This window comes from Chryseobacterium artocarpi, assembly GCF_001684975.1.
Classification (GTDB): Bacteria; Bacteroidota; Bacteroidia; order Flavobacteriales; family Weeksellaceae; genus Chryseobacterium; species Chryseobacterium artocarpi.
Genome location: NZ_MAYH01000001.1, coordinates 380,056 through 401,393, shown reverse-complemented (window position 1 = coordinate 401,393; position 21,338 = coordinate 380,056). Strand labels below are relative to the sequence as shown.

The window sequence follows — 21,338 nt, the reverse complement described above, 5'->3', positions numbered from 1 at the left end:
TAAAACCATGTCCATGTAAATATTTTTACCTCTTATAAAGCTTACTGTTATTATGCCACGAATGCACGGATTTTGAGTATTTTATTTTTAAAATTAATCTGAATGATTTTTTATAATCAAGGTATTTGCAAATAATGTAACCTTTTTATTTTCGATAATTTTCAATCCGGATGGAGCAATAGAACTTTTCCACTGCTTCCAACTTAAAAAATGGAATGCTCCGATATTAAAAAAAATAAAATTGGTAGTATCTCTGAACTGCTCGGAGATAATAATTAGACCTCCTTTCTTTAGAACTCTTTTTGCTTCTTTAAAAAATAAAACTCTTTTATCGTGATCTAAAACTTCATGAAGAGCAGTAACGGCAAGAATAATATCTTGAGAACCATCATCAAAAGGAAGTTTGTCAGGCGATATTCTGATTTCTTTCGGGTTTGGTGGAAACATTTTTTTTGACACCTCAATTCCACTCTCATGTTCATGCCTATTTCCATAAATATCACAAACTGTTAAATTTAATTGAGGATATTTTTCTTCTAAACGTTGAGATAAAGGATCAAAACTTGCGTGAATAAGTACTGCATTTTCAATCTTATCCCAATCAATAATTCCTTTTAAGTCATTCAATTCATAAAGGTCAGATTTATCATACAATATATAAGATGCTACCAATGACGCTATTATATTTAAAATAATAAGAACTGAAAACCCTCTCAAGAAAAACTTCAAATTATCTGAATCAATTTGAAAAGAAAGTATCAAAAGAAGAATGGCAACGACACATCCCAAAAGGATTTTTTTATAATTGAAAAGAAGAACTAACTTGGTAATTTTCATAGCTGTTTCAGGATATTCGTTTTTTCAAATGTACGAATTTCAATACGACTATTTTCATCAACTACTTTCAAAAAGGTAAGTATAACACGAAAAAGTAAGTATATAGTATTACAACTATTTCAGGTTCAAATTTGCAGAAAAATTTTCATTATGAATTACAAAGAAATTGCAAAGGAGACTATTGGTCATCTGTATAAAGCACATTCCAGCATCAGAAAATCCGGGATCGATGAAAAACTGATTGCATTGGCTGAACTTCGAGTGTCTCAAGTCAACGGCTGTGCCTATTGTTGCAGCTATCATGCTAAGGAACTTCTTAATTTTGGTATTGAACAAGATGTCATAAACAGGCTTCCAGGCTGGAAACACACAAATTCTTTCAATGATCAGCAGAAGCTTGTTTTAGACTGGGCAGAAGCTGTCACGTACAATAATACTGATAGTTCTGAAATCAAACAGAAACTGTCCTTATATTTTACAGAAAGAGAAATTGTTGAACTGACTGCCAGTATCACCCTTATGAGTGCTTTAAATAGACTTAGAATTACTTTGGCTGAAGAAGATTAAATAAGTATAGTCTTTTTCTTTTATCTCAGCTTACAATACATACCATAACAAAAAACCGCTTCCTATAAGAAAGCGGTTTGTATATATCTTTAATCCCAATTAGAATATCGCAGGATATTTCTGAGGATTTGTTTCATTAAATAGAGCGTAGATCTTTTCTACCATATCGTCTGTAGACGGCTTACTGAAGTAATCTCCATCACTTGCATAAGCTGGTCTGTGATCATTAGCAGAAATCGTTAACGGATCTGAATCTAAGTATCTGAAAGCTTTTTGTTTCTCTAAGATCTGCTGTAAGATGAATCCTGTTGTTCCTCCTTCCACATCTTCATCAATCACTACTAATCTGTTTGTTTTCTTAACACTTTCAGCAATTTCGTGAGATAAATCGAAAGGAATTAATGACTGGATATCAATCACTTCTGCAGAGATTCCAAGTTTTTCTAACTCGTTAGCTGCTTCCGTAACAATTCTCCATGTAGAACCATAAGTGACTAAAGTAACGTCTTTCCCTTCTTTTGTCACCTCAATTTTACCTACAGGAACAGTAAACTCACCTAAGTTATCAGGTTGTTTTTCTTTTAATCTGTATCCGTTCAGACATTCAACGATAATCGCTGGTTCGTCAGCCTGAAGCATTGTGTTGTAGAATCCTGCCGCCTTTGTAAGGTTTCTAGGTACTAATACCAGGATTCCTTTTGAAAGGTTAAGAATTCCCGCCATTGGAGAACCTGAATGCCAGATTCCTTCTAATCTATGACCTCTTGTTCTGATGATCAATGGAGCTTTCTGACCTCCTTTAGTTCTGTAATGTACAGTTGCTAAATCATCACTCATCCCTTGAAGACAGTAAAGAACATAATCTAAATACTGGATTTCAGCGATTGGTCTAAGACCTCTCATTGCCATACCAATACCCTGCCCAAGAATCGTAGCTTCACGAATTCCTGTATCAGCAATACGTAATGCCCCATATTTTTCCTGCATTCCTTCCAATCCTTGGTTTACGTCACCGATATTTCCGGTATCTTCTCCAAAGATTAATGTTTCAGGATATTTTTCAAAGATTTTATCAAAGTTATTTCTGATCACTACTCTTCCGTCCACATCTTCAGAGCTGTCTGAGTAAACAGGCTTGATCTCTTGAATGTTTTCTGCTTTCCATTCTGATTGAGAATATAAGTGTGATGAGTAATTGTCTTTTTCAATTTCAGCTACTTCATTGTATTTCTGCATCAATTGGCTTCTTTCAGCAGAATTTGTACCTCTTGTTGCCAATAATGTTTTTCTAGTTAAATGGAATACATCCTTCTTAGCTTTTGTAACTAATTTATTGAAATGAGTAAGAGCCGTTTCTACTTCAGTATTCTGACCTTTAAGGTTTTCTACTAAAGGAACAATAGTCTGAATCAATTCTTTAATTGCAGTCTGGTAATTATCCCAAGCTGTCTTTTGTCCTGCTTTAGCTGCTTTTTTCGCATCTTCGTCAATGGCATCCAATTCTTCAGCAGTAGCGATTACCTCTTCTTTACCATCGATTTCGATAGAATAATTAAGAATCCACTCTTTGAATTTTACCAATCCATCGAACTCCGCTTCCCAAGCTAAACGAGCTTCATTTTTATATCTTTCGTGAGACCCTGAAGTAGAGTGTCCCTGAGGCTGTGTAACATCTACTACGTGAACTACTACCGGAACACTCTCTGTTCTTGCAAAGTGTTCTGCCTTAGCATATGCGTCCAATAATGCTGCGTAATCCCAAGCTTTTACCTGGATAATCTCACATCCTTGGTTTTCACCATCCTTTCTTTGGAATCCACTTAACATTTCGCTGATATCAGCCTTTGCTCTTTGGTTTTTAGTAGGAACTGAAATTCCGTATCCATCATCCCAAATTGACACGATCATAGGAACCTGAAGTGCACATGCTGCATTCAATGTTTCCCAGAAGTGACCTTCAGCGGTAGAAGCATCACCAATTGTTCCGAAAGCAATCTCATTTCCTTCTCTTGAAAACTTCTCAGAACCATCAAATTTTACGTTCTTATATATTGTAGATGCTTGAGCCAATCCTAATAATCTTGGCATCTGTCCTGCTGTAGGGGAAATATCAGAAGAAATATTCTTTTGTGCTGTTAAATCTTTCCAGCTTCCATCTTCATTTAAACTTCTTGTTGCAAAGTGTCCGTTCATCTGTCTTCCAGCTGAAGCCGGCTCTCTTTCCACACTTGTATCAGCATACATCTGTGCAAAGAAACTTTCAACTGTTAAAGCATTAATTGCCAATGCAAAAGTCTGGTCTCTATAATACCCGGAACGGAAGTCTCCATTTCTGAAAACCTTCGCCATAGCAAGCTGAGGAAGTTCCTTACCATCCCCAAAAATTCCGAATTTAGCTTTTCCGGTAAGTACTTCTCTCCTTCCGAGATAAGACATTTCACGAGAGATCCTTCCTAACTTGTAATCTTCAAGTATCTGATTTTTAAAATCTTGAAAGGATATTTGCTGTGTTTCAATATAAGTTGTTTGCATAGCTAAGTAAAAATGTTTTTGTTCTTCAAGTATTTTGCTAATATACACTTTTTAAATTAATTTTAATTTTTAATAATCTTTTTTAAAAATTTGATAATAAAAAAAATTGTGCTTTATTTTGAAAAAATTTGTAAAAGATGGAGAAAAAGTCACCTCATATCCTGAATGCATCGAGCAATCTTTTAGGATTTTCATTGATTATTATAACCTCTTTGAAAATCGCCAAAATCAGCCACAACACATATTTGGATGAATTTGCAGGGGTTGCAAGCATTTTATTTGCATGCAGTTGTTTCTTTTCATTTCTGGCTATCAGAACGAAAAGTAAAAGACGGGAATATACGTTTGAAGGTATTGCGGATTATTTATTTTTAATCGCTTTATTTTGTATAGTTCTTGCTGTTGTAATTGTAACTCTGAAAATAATTTAATTTAAAATTTTCGCTCTATTACATAATCCAGCATAATATGTAACGATTTTCTTGCTTCAGAATCCGGGAATTCATTCAGAATATCCTTTGCTTTCTGTTGGAAGTCTTTCATTACTGTAATTGCATATTCTAATCCTCCTGAGCTTTTAACGAATTCTATTAATTCCTTTACTCGTTTTGGATTATTATTATAACGTTTGATGGTATCGAAATAGTATTTTCTCTGTTTTTCGTCAGCTATTTTCAAGGTATGAATCAAAGGTAAGGTCATTTTCTTTTCTTTGATATCAATACCCACCGGTTTACCAATCACATTAGAACTTAAGTAGTCGAAAAGGTCATCTTTGATCTGAAAAGCCATCCCGGTATAAGTACCAAAGTCCTGCATTTTCTTAGCAAGTACTTCATCTGTACTATTAGATAATACCCCAATTTCACAACAAGCTGCAATTAAAGTGGCTGTTTTCTGACGGATAATCTCATAATAAACATCTTCGGTAATATCCAGTTTTCTTGCTTTCTCTAATTGAAGTAGCTCACCTTCGGACATTTCACGGATTGTTCTTGAGATTACTCCTAGTAAGTCATAATCTTTATGATCAGTAGATAATAAAACTGATTTTGACAACAGATAATCTCCTACCAAAACAGCGATTTTATTCTTCCATAAAGCATTTATAGAGAAAAAATTACGGCGTTTAAAACTTTCATCCACTACATCATCATGTACAAGAGTCGCAGTATGGATCAGTTCTATCATGGAAGCTCCACGGTATGTCTTTTCTGTAACATTTCCTACCAGCTTGGCACAAAGAAATACAAACATCGGACGCATCTGTTTCCCTTTGGTGGTAACAATAAAGCGGGTTACTTTATCTAATAAAGCTACTTTACTCTGCATCGATTCATAAAACTTCTGCTCGAAAAGTTTCATTTCCTCATTGATCGGTCGTTTAATCTCTTCTACTGTATTTGCCACAATATGCGAATGCTGGGTGAATAATTATTAATTCTCACAAAGATAATTTTTTTCGCTCAATTTTAAAGGATAATTAATCCTTGAATTGTTCTTTAGGGATAAAATAAAGTGAGGGTTTTGTAGTTCCCAACGGAGATTTAAATTTTTCTCCTGAGATGGAAATTCCAGATTCGTCCACTGCAATTCCTTCAATCTGACCAATTGACAAAGCACTTCCTAAGTAATAATGCCTCGGTTTTTCTTTAAAAAAGATACCTGGTTCTGTTTCTGTAAAGACATCCATAAAAACCTCTGTTTTCTTGCTATATCCTACCAAATAAAGCTTTTTATCAAAATATGCGGCATCTGTTACCATGAAATTTGTTTTATAAACTTCAGCTTTTACAGCATCCTGTTTATCATTTTTTTCCGGATCAATGATATAATGTACTGTAGATTTCGAGACCCATTCTTTGGTAAAAAGATGAATTTTCCCATGAGCAAATACCATTGCCTCGGCATCGAAATCTGTATTAAAATAGCTTGACTTATAATCTGTCTGTTCAGGATAATGAAATTTAATTTCTTTTATATGACTATTTTGTAAACTGTCTCCCTGAAATGGCACTTTATAAATCGTAAGGTGTCTTCTGCTTCCGTCATTGTTTCCGAAATCACCAATATAAAAATGTTCTCCATCATTTGTAAGTGCTTCCCAATCGGTATTTTTAGCATTTACTTTTAATGTCTTTATCACTTCTCCGGTTGCTTTATTGATTTCAAAAAGCTCAGGTGTATTTCCGCTGTCATTGAATGTGTACAGTTTTCCGTTAAAGAAATTCAGCCCAGAAGTTTCCTGTACCTGGTCATTCAAATGACTGACTCTGTATTTTTTGATTTTCAGGAAATCTGTTTGTTGAGAAAATGCAGTTTGAAAGGCAAGAAAAGCCAATAACAGAAATGTTCTTTTCATAAGGCAAAAATAGGACTTTCTATCAAAACAGTAATATTTAGAATAATTCTTTTCTAACAGACTACCTATTTAAACCTTATATAAAATTATTGAACATATTTTCTATTAAGAAGTAATTTTAATAACCTTCAACTTCAGACTTAGATAAAATAAGGGTTTATAATGTAGTTTTTGTAAACACTTGTACAGACATATAACCTTTTCCCCAGTTGAAATTAGGATCAGTAGTAGACCACATATTAAATCGAATGGTGTCTGATCCCACTGTAGGCTCAACATATCCATTTAAAGCGTAGGTAACACTTACAGGGGCAGAAGTATTATTAACAACAGTATCACCTACAGTTGCACTTATAGAAAACATTCTGGAACTAGGGCTAGCTGCAGAAGAACTAGCAAATAAAGTAGACTTTCTTGATCCTATTGGAAGTTCAGTACCATTTTTTAGAAATCGAATTCCATAATATCCACTAAGATTATTGTTGGAAGAAGTTGTTCCCATTGGAACGCTATAAGTAGTTACTAGTTTTGCTTGAGTAAAAGCCGGTACTGTTACAGTAATGCTTAATCCTAAGTTAATATTATTGATTGTTGTTCCTGAGGTTACTGCCTGATCTACAGGGGCAGAAGCAACACTATCGTAAAAATTTTCAAATTTCCATATTGTTTTATCATATTGTTGATAAGTAACCCATAGAGGGGCTGCGGGAGTACCTATATTCGTGTAAAAGCCTTCTACCATACTTGTTGTAGCATTCATATTGTAGACAATAAGTCCTTTTGCAGGAGAAGGAATTGTAGTTCCATCATTAGGAGAGGTAATCATTACCCTGGGAATAAGTAATCCTTTGTTAGTCGTATTGATTTGAAGTTTTGCTGAAGAATCTACTGTAGTTGTACCTATGCTAACATCACCAGCACTTGTCACTACAACATCGTTAGCTTGTTGTGCTACTGTAGGAGAAACTGCATTGTCTTTAGCTCCATCAATATGAAATGCGCCTAACGGGTTAGCTGTATTAACCCCAATCCCAATCTGAGCATTTGCAAAATGAAAAAGTCCTAACAACATTACAGGTAACAATTTAATTTTCATGATTCTATATTTTTAAATTATGTTGAAACAAATATATCACTTTAAAAGGATAAATTTCATGCATTTTGGATTTATTTAAACATTTGTAAAGCAATTTTTCAAAAATGAATAATTTAAAGTTGTAAAAAGAACAAAAATAAGCTGGAAGCTTTTTTAGTGAGATTTAATATAGGGGAAAAACTGAAAGTTTTATAAAATTCATATAATAGAAAAAACGGGCTAAAAACCCGTTTTTTCTTTAAACTTCTATTGATTTAATCAAATATTAAGCTGATTTTTGCTTTGTCTGATTTTGTTGTTGCTCTTTCTTTTTAGCCTGTTTAGCAAAGTATTCTTTCTGATATTGTCTTACTGTTTTTCCGGTTCCGTCATGTCTCCATCCCGGCGAATTGAAAATATAATTGATTCTGTCAGTAAACTTTAATCCAGGTTGCTTCAGATCTTTCCATATTTTCCTCCATTCATAGAAAAGAACGGTATCAGGTCTGTTATCCGGCATTTTTGGATAGATTCCATATTTTACGGGAATATTCGGGTCTTCTTTTTGGAAAGTTCCAAATATTTTGTCCCAAATAATGAGACACATTCCCATGTTTTTATCCAAGTACTTGATGTTACAAGCATGATGTACACGATGGTGAGATGGAGTTACCAGAATATACTCAAGGAATCCCATACTTTTCACAGTCTGTGTATGTACCCATGTTCCATATACTTGTCCAATAGCATAGGCAACCATAATATGCCAAGGATTAAATCCTAAGAAAGCTAATGGTGAAAAGTATAAGTATCTGTAAAGCGGCTGTAATACAGGACTTCTAAATCCTGTAGTAAGGTTAAAGTATTCTGAGCTATGGTGTGTAATATGTACAGCCCAGAAAGCTCTGGAACGATGATCTACGTAATGCAGCACATAGTAAGCAAAATCTGTAATTACAAAACAAGCCAGTAAATACCAGATGCTAAAATCCCATGAAAAAAGTTTGTGGTTGTAAAAGAAAAACATGACCCCCATTGCAAACGCCTTCATGATAAGGTCAAGACCAAAGTTCATCAAAGCAAGATAAACATTCGTTACAAGATCTTTTCCACTATATAACTTCGCCTCGGAAACGTGGCTGTAAATCATTTCAGCTAAAATAACAGTAGCATGCAACGGAATAGACCACGCATAAACATTTTCTAACCCGTCCTCACTCATAAAAAAATCCATCATCACAAAATAATTTTGTGCAAAGGTAGGGCTTTAGGCTATGTCTTAAGAGAATTTTAAGTTTTTTTTAAGGAAATTTTAATCCGTAGATTTGTTTGCCAGCTGTCCGCAAGCAGCGTCTATATCTCCTCCACGGCTTCTTCTTACCATTACTGTAATTCCTGCATTCTCAAGCTGTCTGATATAATTTTCTTCAGCCTGTTTGTTGCACTGATCATACTTTCCGTCCCCGATTGGGTTGTATTGAATAAGATTTACCTTTGAAGGAACCTGTTTGCAGTATTTAATCAAAGCTTTAATATCTTCGTCTCCATCGTTGATTCCTTTCCATACACAGTATTCAAAAGTAATTACTGAACCTGTCTTCTGATACCAATATTGAAGAGACTCCATAATATCTGTTAACGGGAATTTATCTGAAAAAGGCATGATCTCATTACGTTTTGCTTCGATAGCTGAGTGAAGAGAAAGTGCAAGTTTCACACGCAATTCATCATCAGCAAGCATTTTGATCATTTTGGGAATTCCTGAAGTAGAGACAGTAATTCTTCTTGGAGACATTCCTAATCCTTCCGGTTGGGTGATTTTTCTGATAGCTTCCACTACATTTTTGTAGTTCATCATCGGTTCTCCCATTCCCATGAATACGATATTGGAAAGAGGTCTGTCAAAATACATTCTGCTCTGGCTGTCGATAAGAGCAACCTGGTCTACGATCTCAGCTACTTCAAGGTTTCTCATCCTTTTTAGTTTTGCTGTAGCGCAGAATTCGCAGTTCAATGAGCAGCCTACCTGTGAGGATACACAAGCTGTGGTTCTTGTTTCTGTTGGAATAAGAACAGATTCCACCAGCAATCCGTCGTGAAGTTTCACACCGTTTTTAATGGTTCCGTCAGTACTTTTTTGAAGAAGGTCTACGGAAACAGGATTTATAGTATATTCTTCGGAAATTCTTTCACGAAGAGGCTTCGAAAGATTCGTCATTTCATCGATCGAATGGAGATTTTTACTCCATAGCCAGTCATAGACCTGTTTCGCACGAAACGGCTTTTCTCCTAAAGAAACAAAGTATTCTTTAAGCTGATCTAGTGATAATGTACGGATATCTTTCATTGTAAGGTGGTAGATTTTAGGATGCAGGCTGCAGATAACTATTACCTGCAACCTATTACCTAATATCTTTTTTTATAGAATTAACATTGCGTCACCGTAAGAATAGAATTTATACTTTTCTTTTACGGCTTCTTCATAAGCATGCATTACAAAATCTCTTCCTGCAAATGCAGCAATCATCATGATCAATGTAGACTTCGGTGTGTGGAAGTTTGTGATCATAGAGTTCGCAACTCCGAAATCGTGAGGTGGATAAATGAATTTGTTTGTCCATCCATTGAAAGCAGAGATTTTTTTGTTTGAAGAAACAGAAGTTTCCAATGCTCTCATTGTAGTTGTTCCAACTGCACAAACTCTTCTGTGAGATTCTACTGCTTTGTTGATAATAGCTGCATTTCTCTCATCAATAATGATTTCTTCAGATTCCATTTTGTGCTTAGAAAGATCTTCTACCTCAATTGGGTTGAAAGTTCCTAATCCTACGTGAAGTGTTACTTCAGCAAAATTGATTCCTTTGATCTCTAATCTCTTCATCAAATGCTTAGAGAAGTGAAGACCTGCTGTAGGTGCTGCTACCGCTCCTTCTACTTTAGCATAGATGGTCTGGTATCTTTCAGCATCTTCTGGTTCTACTGCTCTTTTGATATATTTAGGAAGTGGAGTTTCTCCTAATTCCTTAAGTTTCGTTCTGAATTCGTCGTAAGAACCGTCGAATAAGAATCTTAGTGTTCTTCCTCTTGAAGTTGTGTTATCGATAACTTCAGCTACCAAAGATTCATCTTCAGTGAAGAATAATTTGTTACCAATTCTGATTTTTCTTGCCGGATCTACCAATACATCCCAAACTCTTGTTTCTTTATCAAGCTCTCTTAATAAGAAAACTTCAATTTTAGCACCTGTTTTCTCTTTATTTCCATAAAGACGTGCAGGGAAAACTTTAGTATTGTTGAAGATGAACAAGTCCTCCTCATCAAAATAATCAACTACATCTTTGAATAATTTGTGCTCGATAGTTTGTGTTTTTCTATCAAGTACCATTAATCTAGCTTCGTCTCTGTGCTCTGATGGGTGTTCTGCCAATAATTCCGCAGGAAGATCAAAATTAAAATCTGATGTTTTCATTTTTTAAATTACGGTTTAAAAATTATTGAAATTACATGGTGTAATTTTCGGAGTGCAAATATACGACATTGAATACCCCTTTGTCAAGTATTATTTTTCAATCAAATATAAAACCGTGATTTTACGGGAATTTTTAAAGGTTAAAAAGAGTATTTTTGGAAAATTGAAATTAAGTATGGAATCTACAAGTAAAATATATTTCATTGATAATCCGTATCCTAACGGTCATAAAATTGAATCGTTCATATGGAGCGGACGGATTGATGAGTATGGATTTATATGGTTTGATTTTCATTTAAAAACTGAAAATTATTATGCAAATGATGATGAAAATGGTGAAGAAGAGGAAGAAGACCTGTCTGATTGGACCTCTAAAATAGTATGGGAAAACTATCACGCCTGCACTTTATCATCAAATTATTGGGGCGAGCACAGAGGAATAAGAATTAATAAACCGGATGAAAAGCTAGATTTTGATGAGGTTATTAAAAATGATTTCTTCAGCAATGATCTTCCTTCTGAACAACATTTTGATGATGATGATCTTGCCTTTAATATTTATTTGCTGGGACATGACAGCTGTGCAGACCATCATATTCGATTTTCAAAAAAAGATAATCACCTCTATGATATTACCTGGACGGGTAAAATAGCGTTGAGCTATTCCGGTGACGATGAGTTTTCACATGAATTCAAAGCACAAATTTTCAATGCTGAATTCGATGGTTTTCATTATCCTAAAGACTGGACAGTAGAAAAAGCAACGGAAATGTTCAAAGCTCAACTTGCCCATTTTGAAGATTATGAATTTGTAGATCTGAATCCTAAAAGTAACAAACGAGAGTATAAACTCGACAAACGAAAGTAATAACAATATAAAAACAACAAATTAAAAAATTATAATTATGAGTAAATATTCAATTGAAGCGTTTATCAACGAGACAAAGGAGAATCCACAACAGAGAGATTATTTTGAGCTGGAAACAAAACACCTTCTGGAAATCAATCTTAATAATCAGGCGGTATGGACAAAGAGAGGGAGTATGGTAAGCTACGTTGGAAACATTAACTTTGAAAGACAGGGAATGTTATCCGGCGGTCTCGGAAACCTTTTGAAGAAGGCTATCAGTGGTGAAGGGAGTAAGCTGATGAAGGCTGAAGGAACGGGGAAATTATATGTTGCTGATTCCGGAAAGAAAGTTCGTATCCTTTACCTGAATAATGAATCTGTCTGTGTGAATGGAAATGATGTTTTAGCTCATGAACAAAGTGTAAAAAGTGATATCACGATGCTTAAAAGTATTGCAGGAATGATGTCCGGCGGTCTTTTTCAGGTAAAGCTTTCAGGAACAGGACATATTGCAATTACTACTCATGGAGATCCTTTAACTTTACTGGTAACACCTGATACTCCGGTTTTCACAGATCCGAATGCTACGGTTGCATGGTCCGGAAATCTAAGTCCAGAACTGAAGACAAATGTTTCTTTTAAAAGTCTTATCGGAAGAGGAAGCGGTGAAGAGTTTCAGATGAAGTTTTCAGGACACGGATGGGTACTTATCCAACCTTATGAAGAGGTATATTATATGGAAAAGTAATTCATAAATAGCTATCTTTGAAGTAAGTATTTCAGTTCATTACACTTACATTACGAACCTATGAAAAATATCCTATCAGGGCTATTCTTGATGATCATCAATACAGCCTACCCACAGATAAAGAAAGTGGAGCAAGTCATCGATTCCTGTGTAAAAAAAGATAATTTCAATGGTTCTGTTTTATTAGCCAAAAATGGAAAAACTGAACTACTTACTTACAAAGGGCTATCCAACAAGCACTATAATATTCCTTTTTCGGATGATACAAGGTTTCATATTTTCTCACTTACAAAGACCTTCACCGCTGCCTTGATCATGCAGCTTTATGAAAAAGGAAAAATTGATTTAGACGCCACCATCGCCACCTATTATCCTGAATACAAAGGAGAGGCAGCCAAAAAAGCAACGATCAGAAATCTGCTTACTTACAGCAGTGGCAGGGAAAATAAAGATATCAGCTCACCGGAACTCATCCATCAGGCTTACGACAATACAATCTGGAATCTTGATGATTTCATCACTACTTATCTTTCCGAGAAATTAATAGATCCACCCGGAACAAAATTCAGTTATAATAATGGAGATTTTATTCTGCTGGGAAAAATTATTGAAAAGATATACAAAAAGTCCTTTGAAGAGGTTCTCAAAGAGCAAATATTAATTCCTCTCAAAATGGAAAATACCGGCTTTCTCCATCACAATGATATTATCAAGAATATAGATGAAGGATATTCAGCAGAACCATCCTATCCGTTTACTCTCTATATGCCGACCAATACTTATATTGATAATTTTTATTCTGCCGGAGCAATGTATTCCACTCCCAAGGATATGTTAATTTTCGATCAGGCAATATTTAATTCTCTGTTATTTAATAAAAAGACTTTGGAAATTATGCTCACTGCTGACAAAAAATTAGAAGATACAGCATTAGGTTTCTGGGTATATCCTAAAAAATTTGGCACCATCAATACAATATTTGCAGAACGACAGGGAGAAGGCTATGGACATAGTGCTAATTGGGTCCATTTGGTAGATAAAAACCTTAGTTTAATCATTCTTTCCAATACAAAAGACATTAAATACCTGAACAAAATGAGGGAAAGGCTGATCAAGGCTTATTATGGGCAGTGATTAATTTTTGATTTAGAGATCAATAGTCAATTTTGCTCCGCAAGTGAATGGTGAATTTTATATAAGTTTAATCCTTTATTAACCACCCCGTCAAAAATTCTTTGAATTTTTGCCACCTCTCCAAAGGATGGGAATGGTCATATAATGAGATGTTTATCTTTTTATAAGTATAATAAGTCATTCAGTAGGTTTCCTTCCTTATTCAAAACATTAATTTTTTCAATCTCAGATTTCATATTTCGTATCTACTGCTCCAAATCTCTCCTACCCTCATAGTCTCAAACTCCCATCTCCCACCTTATCGTGATTTACAAAAGATTTAATATATTTAGAAAAAAAATAGATGGAGAATAACACTTCCCGCAGAAGTTTCATTAAAACAGCTGCACTGGCAAGCTTTGGGGCTTTGGTATTACCCAATTCCATGTTTGCATATTCTAATGATTTTAAAGCAGATAAAAAAGTACGTGTAGGATTTATCGGTGTTGGACTTCGTGGTCAGGAACACGTAAAATTACTGGCAAAACGTAGTGATGTAGAAGTGGTAGCGTTTGCTGATCCGGATAAAAGAATGCTGGCTGCCTCTCAAAAAATACTTAAGGACAATAATAAATCGGCAGCTCAGGAATTCTCTAACGGTGAATATGATTATCGAAATCTTTTAAAATTAAAAACAATAGATGCTGTTGTAATTGCAACTCCATGGGAATGGCACCTTACGCAGGGTGTAGAGGCTATGCGAGCTAAAAAGATTGTGGGAATGGAAGTTTCCGGAGCTATAAAGCTTGAGGATTGCTGGGAATTTGTGAAAGTATATGAGGAAACGAAAGTTCCTATTTTCATGATGGAAAATGTATGCTACCGAAGAGATATTATGGCAATTCTGAATATGGTTCGTAAAGGGATGTTCGGAGAATTGGTACATGGAAGAGGTGGTTATCAGCATGATCTGAGAGGTGTTCTTTTCAATGACGGAGTTACTCCTTACAACTCGGGAGCTGAATTTGGAGAAAAAGGATTCAGTGAAGCAAAATGGAGAACAGAACATTATGTAAAACGTAACGGAGAACTTTATCCTACGCATGGCTTAGGTCCGATTGCTATGATGATGGACATTAACCGTGGAAACCGTTTAACAAGACTTTCTTCTTTCTCCTCAAAGTCTGTAGGATTGCATAAATATATTGTAGAACATGCTAAAGGAGGAGAAAACCATCCGAATGCTAAGGTAAAATTCAATCAGGGAGACATTGTTACTACCCAAATTGCCTGTGCAAACGGAGAAACGATACTTTTAACTCATGATACCAGCTTACAGAGACCTTATGATCTTGGATTCCGTGTTCAGGGAACTGATGGATTGTGGCAGGATTTCGGATGGGGAGATTTTAATCAGGGACATATTTATTTTGAAAAAACAATGAATCACAGCCATCGTTGGGATAATACGGAAAAATGGATGAAAGAATATGATCACCCGATGTGGAAGAAGTTTGAAAACGTAGCTGCAGGAGCCGGACATGGCGGGATGGACTTCTTTGTGATGAATACTTTCATTGAATGTATCAAACGAAATATAGAATTCCCGATGGATGTTTATGATCTTGCCTTATGGTATTCCATTACTCCATTGAGTGAAGAGTCTATTGCTAAGGGAGGTCAAGTAGTTGAAATACCTGACTTTACCAACGGAAAATGGAAAACCCGTAAACCTGTATTCGGAATGACGGATGAGTTCTAAGAAGACATTACTCATATTAGCAGGCGGATTAGGCAGCCGCTATAAAGGATTGAAGCAAGTGGATGGAATACTCGAAAACGGTTCGCCAATTCTGGAGTATTCTATCTATGATGCTTTGGAAGCAGGTTTCTCAAAAGTGGTTATCATTGTCAATACATTAATTCCTCAAAGTTATATTGAAAGACTGAATGTTATTTCACAAGCAAGAAATTTTGAACTGCACTGGGTATATCAGGAAATGAACAGTATTCCTTTGCAGGGTTTTGATTATCCTGAACGTGAAAAACCATGGGGAACTGCGCATGCTGTTTTATGTGCAAAATATGCTATACAAGAGCCTTTCATCATGATCAATGCTGATGATTTTTATGGGAAAGAAGCTTATTTGCTTGCTGCTAATGAAATTGATCACCATCATATTTCCGATTCTGAATTCGGTATGATTGCTTATCCCATAAGCACAACATTAAGTGGTCATGGAACTGTAGCACGAGGAATATGTACTTTAGATGCTGAAAATTATCTGGTTCGGGTAGAGGAACAAACTTCTATTCAAAAACTTAATGGCTCTATTATTTATACAGAAAACGGTCAAAATATAAAACTGGATCCTGATACTTTGGTTTCCATGAATTTCTTCATTTTCAATCCTCATATTTTCTGTTCTTTGGAGGCTTATTTCTATGATTTTATAGAGTCTGATCCCACATCCAAGCAGGAATTTTATATTCCGAGTGTTGTACAGAGAATGATTGATGAAAATAAAGTAAAAGTAAAGGTTAAAGCCTCTCCTTCTCAATGGATGGGAGTAACATATGCTGATGACAAAAAGAATATTAAAGATTTTCTGATCTCAGAAATTAAAAATAACAGATACCCGGAAGATCTATGGAGCTAAATACTATTGTACTTGAATTTATCGGGACGGATCATTACGACCTCACTCCTATTACAGATGGTTTGATCAATACCACCTATCTTTTAGAAGATAGAGATCATGGGAAAAAGTTTATTCTTCAAAAAATCAATACTCATGTTTTCAGACAGCCAGAGGTGATTGTCAAAAATCATTTAATGATTAATGAAATTCTTCAATCCAATAATTATCAGTTTCAAATTATAGAACCCGTTCTTTCTCTAACGAATAAGTTTTTGGTAAAGGATGCCAATGGCGATTCATGGCGTATGTTAAGTTTTATAGAAAACAGCACTACCTTTCTTACGGCTCCATCGTTACAAACGGCTTTTGAAGCGGCTAAAGCCTTCAGTTATTTTCTGAACACCGTAAATACAGAACAGCTGCCAGCAATTGAAGATTCTCTTCCTAATTTCCTTAATTTTGAGAAAAGAGTTTCGGATTATAAAAATGCACTTGAAAACGCCATCCCTTCGTTAAAAGAAAAAGCAAAAACAGAAATAGAGATCACCAACCAGCTTCTGTCCTTGCCAGATCAATGGATCGAAATGGAGAGAAACAATCAGATTCCTAAAAGAATTATCCATGCAGATGTAAAGATCAGCAATATTCTTTTCGATCAACATCATAAACCGTTAGCCGTTATTGATCTGGATACGATGATGATTTCTACTGTTTTATATGATTTTGGAACAATGATTCAATCCTATACGAATACTACTCTGGAAGATGATGGAAGTGCTAAAAACAACTTTAATCCTGAAATGTATAAGGTTGTAAAAGAAGGATTTTTATTCCATTTAAAAGAAAAGCTTACTCCTCTGGAAATTTCGAGTCTTGATTATGCTGCTCAGGTCGCTATTTATATTCAGGAAATCCGTTTTCTAACGGACTATCTGAACGGAAGCACCTATTATTCTACCCAATATCCTGAACATAATCTGGATAGAACAAAAAATCAATTAGAGCTACTGAAAGGTTTAAGGGAATTCTTGGAAAGTGAATGATTTCTGATCTTTATTTACCTTAAGTAAAAAGAAATACAATATTAAGATTCTTACGGAATGACAAGCAGAACGTTTAGAATATTCTCACACTTTGTCATTCCGTAGGAATCTATCTTTTATTAATCATAGTACTATTGAAAAACTAAAGCCCTACTCTAATATTCTACAACACTCAAACTTCTTCACCTAAAAACTCCAAAATCACTTTCCATTCCTCAAACTTTTTCTCAAAAGAAACTGTATGAAGCGGACTTGTAGACGGTAATTGATAAATTGGTAATCTGTAATTTTTTCCTAATAGTTTTTGTAAACTTTTATAGGATTTTCCACCATTGCAAAAGATAGCTTTCACACTCGCATGTTCTTCCAATAACTCAGCAATCTGGTTGGTTTCTTCATTTTTAATTTCGGAATCCAGGCTTCCTTTTCTTTCGCAGGTATCAATAACATCCCAAAGAGCAATGTGATGCTTCTTTAATATCTCCAACCTTTTCATATAATCTTCAGTAAATTCTTCATTCAGGAGTTCAAAGATGATTTTCCAGAATTTGTTTTGCGGATGTGCGTAATACTGTTGCTTTTCCAAAGATTTCACTCCCGGAATTGAACCTAGAATCAGAATTTCAGATTGATCATCAATGAGTGGAGAAAATGAAGAAATACGGTTTTGCATATTCAAATATAGAGATTTTGGTCATTTTAATTTCCGTTGATTAAGAAGATTGAAGCATTTATTTTTGTAGGTTTTGGCTAAAGCCAATGGAATTGTTTATTATAAGTAAAGTGGGCTAAAGCCCACTCCTATTGAATTTCCTGCTATGAATACTATAAAAATCAAAAAATCACCTCACTTGGTGAAATCATTAAACTTTTCCATATAAAAAAAGCGGGCTAAAGCCCGCTTTCATTGATATATTATAATGTTTCTTTTAACCAGTCAAAGAATTCTCTCTGCCATACCAATCCGTTTTGTGGATGAAGTACCCAGTGATTTTCATTCGGGAAGTAAACCAATTTAGATTTTAATCCTCTTAATTTTGCAGCCTGGAAAGCTTCCTGTCCTTGTTCGTAAGGTACACGGAAATCAATTCCACCCTGAACAATCATGATAGGCTTGTTCCATTTTTCTACAAAATTGCTTGGATTAAACTCTGTATAAGCTTTTGGCTGTGGTTTTTCCCATGGAGAACCGATATCCCAGTTTGCAAACCAAAGTTCTTCTGTTGTAAGATACCATGATTTCATATCAAATAATCCATCGTGAGCGATAAATGTTTTGAATCTGTTTTCATGAATTCCCGCTAACATAAATACGCTGTATCCTCCGTAGCTAGCTCCTACAGCCGCTACTCTATCACCGTCTACATATGGTAATGTCTTAGCATAATCTGTTGCTGCAAGATAATCTCTCATTGGTTGTCCGCCCCAGTCTTTTGAAATCTCTTCATTCCATTTTGTTCCCCAACCTGGCATCCCTCTTCTGTTTGGAGCGACTACGATATAATCGTTTGCCGTCATCAAAGCAAAGTTCCATCTGATGCTGAAATATTGCGTCAATGCAGACTGTGGTCCTCCCTGGCAGTATACTAATGTTGGATATTTTTTGTTTGGATCAAAATTCGGTGGATAATGGAACCATACTCCCATTTCTTTTCCGTCTGAAGTTTTTACCATTTTAAGTTCAGATTTACCTTGAGCCAATTTAGCATAAGCATCTTTATTTGCCTCGGTAACCTGTTTCATTTCTCCGTTTTTAAGGTTTACAGAGAATAATTCCGTAGCATGGTTTACGTCTGTTCTTCCTACTAAAACTGAAGTCTTATTGTCTGTGAAAACCTCATTCACATCAAAGTCTCCTTTGGTAATCTGTTGTACTTTTGCAGATTTTGAATCTAAAGAGAACAATTGTTTTGTTCCTCTGTAAGCAGCTGTAAAGTAAATTGTTTTTGAATCTGCACCCCAAAGTACATCTCCGGAAACGCTGTCATCCCAAGCTGCTGTAAGATTAGTTGTCTTTCCAGACTTCCAATCCATGATTTTCACGTCATTTTTATCAGCTTCATACCCATCTCTAGCCATACTTTGCCAGATAAGAGATTTTCCGTCCGGGCTGAATTTTGGGTTTACGTCATATCCTTTATTGGTTTCCGTCAGATTTTTTGTTGTACCTGTCGCCATATCATATGCGAAGATATCCGTGTTGGTACTTGTTGCATATTCTTTACCGCTTTTAGGTTTTGTTACATATAAAAGCTGTGCAGAATCCGGGCTCCAGATAAAATCCTCAGCACCTCCGAAAGGTCTTTGTGGAGAATCCCAGGTTTTACCTTCTAATAAATCTTTAGCAGATTCTACTTTATCAGCAGTATTTACTACAAATACATGGTTGTATTTCCCTTCGTTGAAATAATCCCAATGTCTGTGATTAAGGTCTGTATATACCTGAGCGGTAGTTTTAGGAGTATCGCTGTATTTGTCTTTCCCCATCAATTTTTCTACCAAGACCTGCTTACTGAAAGCAATTCTTTTTCCATCAGGAGAAATTACGATGTTATCTACTTCACCGATAGTATAAAATTCTGCCCACGTTTTTCCTGCATCTTTTGAAAGATAGATTTTATCTCCTTCCTGAGCATAAATTCCGTTTTTATCCCATTGGATCAGAGATTTTTTACCGAAATCGATTTTTGAAGACTGATTATTAAGAACATTAAGAAAATAGTTCTCATTTTTTGTTTTCTCTGTTTTCAGATCTACCTGCCCTACTTTATAGATAAGAGAAGCTTGATCTGGTGAAACTGCCTGTACTCCTACTTTTTTCAAAGTCCAAAGAATCTCAGGCGTCATTAATTGTTGTGCATTCATTAAAAGCGGAGCTGCCAAAGCCAGCAGGCTGTACTTAAGTTTCATATGTTGATATTCATTTTTATCGGACCTTACAAAATCACAATGATCTCATAAAACCCTTTCATTAAATTCAAAGATTGCCAAAGTTAATATTTAAAATAAAAATTACCGAAAGAATTAACAATTAAAATTGACAATACACGATAAAATATCAAAAGAAGAAAGGTTTAAAAGTAAACTAAGAGAAGAAAACAGTTCAATTTATTATTTTTATTAACTGTAACCGTCTCTAATTGGAAAACATTAAGGCATAAAAAAATCCGCTGGCATCTACCAACGGACTTTTTATATTTTATCTTATAAAAGATATTAATCTCCATCTGAGAACATTGAATTCGCCAGTGAAGTAACGATTGATAATAAAATACTGAAGATAAATGCCCACCAGAAGCCGTCTACCACCATACTGTCTATAAAATAATCAGCAATAAGGATAATCCCGGCATTGATTACCAATGCAAAGAACCCTAAAGTAAGAATGGTAAGCGGAAGTCCGAACAGACTTAAAATTGGCTTTACAAATATGTTTAAAACCCCTAGTACTATTGCAAAGATAATAGCAGATGAAAAGCCTTCAAAATGTACTCCCGGTAAAACTTTAGTTAAAAGGTAGGCAACTATTGCCGTAACAAACAATCGGATAATTAAGTTCATATCGTTATTTTTTAATGTTTATTGGTTTTGTTGAGCAAAAGCCATTCCATTTCAGTAAAAAACATTCATCAAACCCTTTGTTTAAAGAACATTTTCGAAATGGATAGGTTATTTTATCTTCATCATTGTTACCAGTGAAGTCGCCACATGACTTTCTGAATCTGAACCTTCATTCTGAACATAGATTTCTGTTCTGATGACACTGATCTTTGCTCCTCCTTTAATCACATAAGATTTTGATACCAAAGCATCTCCCATAGCCGGACGCAGATAATTTACCTTTAATTCAACGGTTACCACATAACAGTCTTCCGGATAATGGCTCACTGCTGCATACCCTGAGGAAACATCTACTAATGAAGCGATCATTGCACCATTGAACATTCCTGCTTTTCTGGTCATCATCTCCATTTTAGGAATTTTAATGGATATAAAATCGGTTTCTGCTTCCAGAAGTTCTGCTTTATAGAATTTCAACGTTTCGGAACGGTTGAAGCTGTCTGTGATGAGTTTCTTTTTTTCTGGGGTCATTGCTTTCA

General features: G+C 35.2%; 20 protein-coding genes. 8 read left to right on the top strand and 12 right to left on the bottom strand.

Annotated features, from left to right (window positions below):
• Nucleotides 1–93: 93 nt before the first annotated feature.
• Nucleotides 94–837, bottom strand: a complete 744-nt coding sequence (locus BBI01_RS01710) for a methyltransferase domain-containing protein (RefSeq protein ID WP_065392960.1) — start codon at nucleotides 835–837, stop codon at nucleotides 94–96.
• A 150-nt stretch (nucleotides 838–987) separates the two neighbouring features.
• Between BBI01_RS01710 and BBI01_RS01705 the strand changes: the two genes are divergently transcribed.
• Nucleotides 988–1,404 (top strand): carboxymuconolactone decarboxylase family protein, encoded by a 417-nt coding sequence (locus BBI01_RS01705; RefSeq protein WP_065392959.1) that lies wholly within the window; start codon nucleotides 988–990, stop codon nucleotides 1,402–1,404.
• 99 nt (nucleotides 1,405–1,503) lie between these two features.
• Here the strand turns inward: BBI01_RS01705 and BBI01_RS01700 are convergent, their stop codons facing one another.
• Nucleotides 1,504–3,936 carry an alpha-ketoacid dehydrogenase subunit alpha/beta gene (locus BBI01_RS01700; RefSeq protein ID WP_065392958.1) on the bottom strand — a complete coding sequence of 811 codons (2,433 nt, stop codon included), beginning with the start codon at nucleotides 3,934–3,936 and terminating at the stop codon, nucleotides 1,504–1,506.
• Between the two features lie 137 nt (nucleotides 3,937–4,073).
• Between BBI01_RS01700 and BBI01_RS01695 the strand changes: the two genes are divergently transcribed.
• The gene (locus BBI01_RS01695) at nucleotides 4,074–4,367 is read left to right on the top strand and encodes a hypothetical protein (RefSeq protein WP_065392957.1); all 294 of its coding nucleotides are present in this window, start codon (nucleotides 4,074–4,076) and stop codon (nucleotides 4,365–4,367) included.
• A 1-nt stretch (nucleotide 4,368) separates the two neighbouring features.
• Here the strand turns inward: BBI01_RS01695 and BBI01_RS01690 are convergent, their stop codons facing one another.
• From BBI01_RS01690 to queA, 6 genes are all read right to left on the bottom strand, one after another.
• A complete protein-coding gene (locus tag BBI01_RS01690) occupies nucleotides 4,369–5,346 on the bottom strand; it encodes a polyprenyl synthetase family protein (RefSeq protein ID WP_065392956.1) in 978 nt (325 codons plus the stop codon).
• A gap of 73 nt (nucleotides 5,347–5,419) precedes the next feature.
• The gene (locus BBI01_RS01685) at nucleotides 5,420–6,298 is read right to left on the bottom strand and encodes a hypothetical protein (RefSeq protein ID WP_065392955.1); all 879 of its coding nucleotides are present in this window, start codon (nucleotides 6,296–6,298) and stop codon (nucleotides 5,420–5,422) included.
• Between the two features lie 157 nt (nucleotides 6,299–6,455).
• Complete coding sequence (locus BBI01_RS01680) at nucleotides 6,456–7,394, bottom strand: phage tail-like protein (RefSeq protein WP_065392954.1); 939 nt, start codon at nucleotides 7,392–7,394, stop codon at nucleotides 6,456–6,458.
• A 265-nt stretch (nucleotides 7,395–7,659) separates the two neighbouring features.
• Nucleotides 7,660–8,610 carry a sterol desaturase family protein gene (locus BBI01_RS01675; protein ID WP_065392953.1) on the bottom strand — a complete coding sequence of 317 codons (951 nt, stop codon included), beginning with the start codon at nucleotides 8,608–8,610 and terminating at the stop codon, nucleotides 7,660–7,662.
• A 75-nt stretch (nucleotides 8,611–8,685) separates the two neighbouring features.
• Nucleotides 8,686–9,720 (bottom strand): dual-specificity RNA methyltransferase RlmN, encoded by a 1,035-nt coding sequence (gene rlmN / locus BBI01_RS01670; RefSeq protein WP_065392952.1) that lies wholly within the window; start codon nucleotides 9,718–9,720, stop codon nucleotides 8,686–8,688.
• A 72-nt stretch (nucleotides 9,721–9,792) separates the two neighbouring features.
• The gene (queA, locus tag BBI01_RS01665) at nucleotides 9,793–10,842 is read right to left on the bottom strand and encodes a tRNA preQ1(34) S-adenosylmethionine ribosyltransferase-isomerase QueA (protein ID WP_065392951.1); all 1,050 of its coding nucleotides are present in this window, start codon (nucleotides 10,840–10,842) and stop codon (nucleotides 9,793–9,795) included.
• Nucleotides 10,843–11,017: 175 nt separating this feature from the next.
• Here queA and BBI01_RS01660 point away from each other — a divergent pair, with 175 nt between their 5' ends.
• From BBI01_RS01660 to BBI01_RS01635, 6 genes are all read left to right on the top strand, one after another.
• Nucleotides 11,018–11,710: a hypothetical protein gene (locus BBI01_RS01660; protein WP_065393328.1), complete on the top strand. Its 693-nt coding sequence runs from the start codon at nucleotides 11,018–11,020 to the stop codon at nucleotides 11,708–11,710.
• A 37-nt stretch (nucleotides 11,711–11,747) separates the two neighbouring features.
• Nucleotides 11,748–12,440: an AIM24 family protein gene (locus BBI01_RS01655; RefSeq protein WP_065392950.1), complete on the top strand. Its 693-nt coding sequence runs from the start codon at nucleotides 11,748–11,750 to the stop codon at nucleotides 12,438–12,440.
• A gap of 60 nt (nucleotides 12,441–12,500) precedes the next feature.
• Nucleotides 12,501–13,574 carry a serine hydrolase domain-containing protein gene (locus tag BBI01_RS01650; RefSeq protein ID WP_185114337.1) on the top strand — a complete coding sequence of 358 codons (1,074 nt, stop codon included), beginning with the start codon at nucleotides 12,501–12,503 and terminating at the stop codon, nucleotides 13,572–13,574.
• A gap of 343 nt (nucleotides 13,575–13,917) precedes the next feature.
• Entirely contained in the window at nucleotides 13,918–15,315 is a 1,398-nt protein-coding gene (locus BBI01_RS01645) for a Gfo/Idh/MocA family protein (protein ID WP_065392949.1), read from the top strand.
• Entirely contained in the window at nucleotides 15,305–16,213 is a 909-nt protein-coding gene (locus tag BBI01_RS01640) for a sugar phosphate nucleotidyltransferase (protein ID WP_065392948.1), read from the top strand. The genes BBI01_RS01645 and BBI01_RS01640 overlap by 11 nt, the downstream gene beginning before the upstream one ends.
• Nucleotides 16,204–17,238, top strand: a complete 1,035-nt coding sequence (locus tag BBI01_RS01635) for a phosphotransferase enzyme family protein (protein WP_065392947.1) — start codon at nucleotides 16,204–16,206, stop codon at nucleotides 17,236–17,238. The genes BBI01_RS01640 and BBI01_RS01635 overlap by 10 nt, the downstream gene beginning before the upstream one ends.
• Nucleotides 17,239–17,410: 172 nt before the next feature.
• Here BBI01_RS01635 and BBI01_RS01630 read toward each other — a convergent pair whose 3' ends face one another.
• From BBI01_RS01630 to BBI01_RS01615, 4 genes are all read right to left on the bottom strand, one after another.
• Entirely contained in the window at nucleotides 17,411–17,911 is a 501-nt protein-coding gene (locus tag BBI01_RS01630) for a DNA-deoxyinosine glycosylase (protein ID WP_065392946.1), read from the bottom strand.
• Between the two features lie 242 nt (nucleotides 17,912–18,153).
• Nucleotides 18,154–20,148: a S9 family peptidase gene (locus BBI01_RS01625; protein WP_065392945.1), complete on the bottom strand. Its 1,995-nt coding sequence runs from the start codon at nucleotides 20,146–20,148 to the stop codon at nucleotides 18,154–18,156.
• Nucleotides 20,149–20,454: 306 nt separating this feature from the next.
• The gene (locus BBI01_RS01620) at nucleotides 20,455–20,799 is read right to left on the bottom strand and encodes a phage holin family protein (RefSeq protein ID WP_065392944.1); all 345 of its coding nucleotides are present in this window, start codon (nucleotides 20,797–20,799) and stop codon (nucleotides 20,455–20,457) included.
• Nucleotides 20,800–20,907: 108 nt separating this feature from the next.
• Complete coding sequence (locus BBI01_RS01615; RefSeq protein ID WP_065392943.1) at nucleotides 20,908–21,330, bottom strand: PaaI family thioesterase; 423 nt, start codon at nucleotides 21,328–21,330, stop codon at nucleotides 20,908–20,910.
• Between the last annotated feature and the right edge of the window lie 8 nt (nucleotides 21,331–21,338).

Excerpts from the sequence above, each read along its gene's own strand:
- BBI01_RS01710 (WP_065392960.1), bottom strand. The coding sequence starts at position 837 with ATGAAAATTACCAAGTTAGTTCTTCTTTTCAATTATAAAAAAATCCTT.
- BBI01_RS01705 (WP_065392959.1), top strand. The coding sequence starts at position 988 with ATGAATTACAAAGAAATTGCAAAGGAGACTATTGGTCATCTGTATAAA.
- BBI01_RS01700 (WP_065392958.1), bottom strand. The coding sequence starts at position 3,936 with ATGCAAACAACTTATATTGAAACACAGCAAATATCCTTTCAAGATTTT.
- BBI01_RS01695 (WP_065392957.1), top strand. The coding sequence starts at position 4,074 with ATGGAGAAAAAGTCACCTCATATCCTGAATGCATCGAGCAATCTTTTA.
- BBI01_RS01685 (WP_065392955.1), bottom strand. The coding sequence starts at position 6,298 with ATGAAAAGAACATTTCTGTTATTGGCTTTTCTTGCCTTTCAAACTGCA.
- BBI01_RS01680 (WP_065392954.1), bottom strand. The coding sequence starts at position 7,394 with ATGAAAATTAAATTGTTACCTGTAATGTTGTTAGGACTTTTTCATTTT.
- BBI01_RS01675 (WP_065392953.1), bottom strand. The coding sequence starts at position 8,610 with ATGATGGATTTTTTTATGAGTGAGGACGGGTTAGAAAATGTTTATGCG.
- rlmN (WP_065392952.1), bottom strand. The coding sequence starts at position 9,720 with ATGAAAGATATCCGTACATTATCACTAGATCAGCTTAAAGAATACTTT.
- queA (WP_065392951.1), bottom strand. The coding sequence starts at position 10,842 with ATGAAAACATCAGATTTTAATTTTGATCTTCCTGCGGAATTATTGGCA.
- BBI01_RS01660 (WP_065393328.1), top strand. The coding sequence starts at position 11,018 with ATGGAATCTACAAGTAAAATATATTTCATTGATAATCCGTATCCTAAC.
- BBI01_RS01655 (WP_065392950.1), top strand. The coding sequence starts at position 11,748 with ATGAGTAAATATTCAATTGAAGCGTTTATCAACGAGACAAAGGAGAAT.
- BBI01_RS01650 (WP_185114337.1), top strand. The coding sequence starts at position 12,501 with ATGAAAAATATCCTATCAGGGCTATTCTTGATGATCATCAATACAGCC.
- BBI01_RS01645 (WP_065392949.1), top strand. The coding sequence starts at position 13,918 with ATGGAGAATAACACTTCCCGCAGAAGTTTCATTAAAACAGCTGCACTG.
- BBI01_RS01640 (WP_065392948.1), top strand. The coding sequence starts at position 15,305 with ATGAGTTCTAAGAAGACATTACTCATATTAGCAGGCGGATTAGGCAGC.
- BBI01_RS01635 (WP_065392947.1), top strand. The coding sequence starts at position 16,204 with ATGGAGCTAAATACTATTGTACTTGAATTTATCGGGACGGATCATTAC.
- BBI01_RS01630 (WP_065392946.1), bottom strand. The coding sequence starts at position 17,911 with ATGCAAAACCGTATTTCTTCATTTTCTCCACTCATTGATGATCAATCT.
- BBI01_RS01625 (WP_065392945.1), bottom strand. The coding sequence starts at position 20,148 with ATGAAACTTAAGTACAGCCTGCTGGCTTTGGCAGCTCCGCTTTTAATG.
- BBI01_RS01620 (WP_065392944.1), bottom strand. The coding sequence starts at position 20,799 with ATGAACTTAATTATCCGATTGTTTGTTACGGCAATAGTTGCCTACCTT.
- BBI01_RS01615 (WP_065392943.1), bottom strand. The coding sequence starts at position 21,330 with ATGACCCCAGAAAAAAAGAAACTCATCACAGACAGCTTCAACCGTTCC.